This is a genomic window from Photobacterium sp. OFAV2-7 (assembly GCF_022347985.1).
In the GTDB taxonomy this organism is placed as follows: Bacteria; Pseudomonadota; Gammaproteobacteria; order Enterobacterales; family Vibrionaceae; genus Photobacterium.
The window spans coordinates 1-4,219 of the sequence record NZ_JAKRFQ010000434.1 but is presented as its reverse complement, the minus strand read 5'-3'; the positions used below and the strand labels follow the sequence as shown (position 1 = coordinate 4,219).

The window sequence follows — 4,219 nt, the reverse complement described above, 5'->3', positions numbered from 1 at the left end:
CCCAACTAACTGGGTTCCATTGGCCAAGTAATTTTATTGTCGAAGCATTCACATCAGAGTTCTGAGAAGCTCCAGGCCAGATTGGGGCACCAACAAGACGATGAATGTAACCCTTTGCATCGACATAATTTTCACTTAGGGAATTAAAAGGACTTCTGTCTAGTTTAAATGATGACTTACTCTTCGCATCCCAGTCTTTATAAATATTGGTTCCTTGGCCGCCATCTAACGTCCAGTAAAACTCACGGTTCTCAAAATAAGCAACATAGTCAGTTTGAATAGGTTGTGTTATATCATCATCCGGCTTTTTATACTCTGACATGGCATCTGTCGAGACAAAGCCTTTTACTTTATCTTTATGGTTGCCAAACTCGCGTAACTGGACCATGTCTACGCAGGGGTCTATAGCCTCTCCGTTTTTGTATTTGGTCATTTCAGCAGATAGGTCAAAATTAGTGCAATATTGACGTTTTTGGGCTGTTCCACCTTCTGCAGACGGATCACCTTCATTGTAAAGCTCTATCTGAGAAATCGATAATTCGCCCTTTTCATTGACCTTATAATTACCGCTGGCAAGTTTTTCGCCTTTAAAGTCAAAACTACCATCTTGGTTATAATCAAACTCCCAAGAGGTGTGTGTTTCTAAGGTATCGTCTGTCCAAGTTTTATCTTCATGATAAGCCTGTAGCTTGGATGACAAATCTTGCTGACCTGAACCGTCTAATAGCCATTGCTGGCCTTCATACCGCTCGATGGTTTTTCCATTTTCCTGTTTAGATAAGTAAATATACTCTTCATAACGTTCAATATATTTATCGGTATGATACGAATATTGATAAACATTCCATACAATAGGCTTTATCGTTTGCCACTCAGAATAGGCAGGATCACTCTTTAGTGTTTTCTTTATTTCAGTAGCACGTTTACGCCATTGCTTGCTTTTCTCTGCTTTTGTAAGTACGTCAGTTACAAATTGGTTTTGCATTTCCAGATATTTACCGAATAAGATTGTATCTGACACAGCAGACATTTTGTTCATTTCTTTTACTTCAGGAATCACCTGAGCAACAACGGCCTCAATATCCTGACCTTGCATTGCACCTTTCAATATAACTTTATCGGTTACCTGAGTTGTAAAAGGTGAGATATAAACAGATTGTCGATCTGACGAGAGAGCGAGAAGTGTCTGGTAGCTTGGTGTACTTGTGATTTCAGACGACTTTGCCGACTTTGTTTGTGCTGAGCTAGAGTCGATTTCAACAGTTACAACTGCACCAGATAGCTGGTTAAGATACGACTCTGGCACGTCGAATTCAAAATTACCGTTTGCATCTGTTTTGGTTGTGAAGTCACTTTCACAAGACTGCAGGATATTAAAGTCTAAGCAAACGGATGCGTTGCCAATATAATCAGAGTCAAATGCTGAGCCTGATACTTTAAACGTACTCACACCCGGTTGCGTCTTTGGTGACTGGCTGTCACCTCCACCACACCCTGTGAGTAATGCAGAAGCCACTGATAAAGCTAATATGGTTTTATTATTCATAATTATTCTTTGTTGATAGGCAAAAATATTCACCAAAAGAATGCCTTCAAGGTTTTATATCTTCAAATTGCATACCCTTAAAATATTGCTGCGATCACTTTATGTATGGGTTAAAAATAAATGAAACAGAGAAGTGTAATTTATAAAATAATTGCATGCAGTTTAAATTAATAGTGTAAACGACATAGTGTGATCGCATTCAATTTTTGTTGGCTGCACTGTTGTCTACAACAAAGTCCCGATATTACAGAGATGATGATCATCAGTGAACGGTATAGTTTTTATTGCGCATGTGGCTATTTTCCAAAATACATTAGAATAGTGATTTAAACTCCTAAATGACAATCAATAAGGTTTAATTTAGCCCAGTTGATGGCTTGCTGGCGGTTCTTTACGTTAAGCTTTTTAAAAATATTGTACAGATGAGATTTTATTGTTGTTTCGCTTATGAATAGCTGACGCGCGATCTCTCTGTTGGAAGTGCTTGTCGACAATGCACTCAAAATTTCTTTCTCCCTAGTGGTTAAAGGGATATCCGATTTATAGTCATGAACAATAATATCCTCACTCGCTTGATTTTCTCGATAGTACGCGATGAGTTGGGAAACAATATTGGGTGAAAACCAAGTACCTCCCGAGAGGATAACTTGAATTGCTCTGCAAATATCGTCAAAGCCAGTATCAGAGTTGATATAGCCACAAATGTTCGGCCAGCTGGTGATTTCACTAACCGTGACGTTTTCTCTGTTGTCCATTAAAGCCAGCAGGAGGTGCTTTGTTTTTAACTTATTTTGCAATAAAGCTTTGCTATCCGGGTTTAAGCTGGAGAGATCTATTATCACAAGTGTATTTGAATTGTAGTCAAGCTTAAGGGGCTTAGATGCGATATCTACAACGGTGACATTTACCCTTAACTTCGGTGGAACACAGTATCCAAGGGCGTGTGCATGGGTACTGTGGTTAGACAAAATGATGATTTCATTGACTCTTGCAGACATAGCTATTCCTTCCCTGGAAGCTGAAACAATCTATTATTCTTTTTGTTGATGTGCACTATTAAGAATAACCAGAGTAGGAGATTTTGCTAACAATTGTTGTCTTTATGCTTGGGTGTGGTGTTTTTATGTTTATAAATCAATGAGGTAAGCAGGATTGTTTTTTGAGGAAGGAGAAAGAGAGTCAAAGCCTTGATGTATACTGAACACCTGCTTGTCGTTATTGACAAACAGGTGCTCATAATTTCCAGAGATTGTCTTCAATTCAATATCTTGATGGCTTTCATCTTTCGTACGGGCTGGTTGAGAAGAGATTTGAAGAGCAGCTTTCTATAGCGTTGCATGATGATATTAAATGGTACTTCTTGTTCCATCTTAGCCGACGGGCGGTGAGGCCTTTTTGTGTACCTGAAGATGTCGACATAATCGAAGTAACCGGAATCTACAACAGCCACTGAGTCTTTAAATTCACTCTCTGTCTCGCTAGGAAATCCGGCAATTAGCTGACTTCTCAAGATAACCGATGAAGAACGGTTGCGGATTTCGCTGATGGCTTCCAGAAAGTCACTTGCTCGGTATTCACGCTTCATTAGCTCAAGGATACGTTCATTGCCAGATTGTATCGGAGATTCTATATAGACTATTTTATTGCTTTCCAATAGGTTACATAGCTCTTGGTGGGAAGGAATGAGCCATCTGGGATTTATGTTTCTAAGCCTAAGTTGAAAGTTGGCATCAAGTGATACAATTCTCTCGAGAAGGTGGAGCAGATCAGAATCATTATCTTTGCCATAGTCGCCGAGGTCGGTTCCCATTAGAGCAAAGTCCTGAAATCCTTGATCTAGGCCGCGTTGTAAATCGGATACTACGGTATCAATTGCTTTGCTTCTTACTTTCCCCCGACTGAGCTTAATTGAGCAGTAAGTGCATTTTCCTCGGCAACCTGTAGATACCTTAATACAATGGGTGTTGTCGCTATGAATCTTAATTTTAGATTCAATGAAAGACTTATATCCATTTACCACGTTGTAAAACGGAGAAAGGGCCGTGACTTTAAGCTTACCCAACAGACCGGTATTATTTTGAAAGTAATAATCTTTAATGACGCTTTCTTTTCTGGTTGTTAAAAAATCAGAAATGTCGGAGGACTGTTTTACAGGGGTGTTGACTGAAAGTTCTGTTACGTTTTTATTCATACGTAATAGCCCTTCTATCTCTTGGATGGGGACATGCTCTCCGATATCCTTACTTTGAATCTCAGGCTTCAGCTTGCTGATACAGCCGATTGCAAATACTCTGGCATCAGGCTTTTTATGTTCTTCAAGATATTTAATCAGATCACCGGATTCATTCTCCATATGTTGAGTGACCGAGCAACCCAACACCAAAAGGATATCTGCGTTTGATGTATCCTTAGTGACTTCGAAAGACTCACAGCTTTCACCAAAATAGCGCTTGAGCATCGCTGAGTCCATCTGGTTTTCGTAGCATCCATTTGCAATCAGGAATACTTTTTTGGTTTCCATATCGAGACAATTATCATGTGCTGATATGACTTCTTGCTGCTCTGGGACCCACTCATTCACTGGGATTAAATTTTCATTGCTTACTTTATTCATATCTTCCCTTTGCTCACTGATTAAGGGCATGCTGACAAAGCCCTTTACTGTGTATTTAT

At 39.4% G+C, this 4,219-nt stretch carries 3 protein-coding genes; all 3 read right to left on the bottom strand.

The genetic code is table 11. The features are described 5' to 3' along the window. Window positions 1-1,546: hypothetical protein (locus MHN01_RS18400; RefSeq protein WP_239412678.1), on the bottom strand; the 1,546-nt coding region annotated here is incomplete at its 3' end. 326 nt (window positions 1,547-1,872) lie between these two features. Continuing rightward, window positions 1,873-2,544 carry a response regulator transcription factor gene (locus MHN01_RS18395; RefSeq protein WP_239412677.1) on the bottom strand — a complete coding sequence of 224 codons (672 nt, stop codon included), beginning with the start codon at window positions 2,542-2,544 and terminating at the stop codon, window positions 1,873-1,875. Between the two features lie 257 nt (window positions 2,545-2,801). Beyond that, the coding region (locus MHN01_RS18390; RefSeq protein ID WP_239412676.1) for a radical SAM protein at window positions 2,802-4,219 on the bottom strand (1,418 nt) is incomplete at its 5' end.

Excerpts from the sequence above, each read along its gene's own strand:
- MHN01_RS18395 (WP_239412677.1), bottom strand. The coding sequence starts at position 2,544 with ATGTCTGCAAGAGTCAATGAAATCATCATTTTGTCTAACCACAGTACC.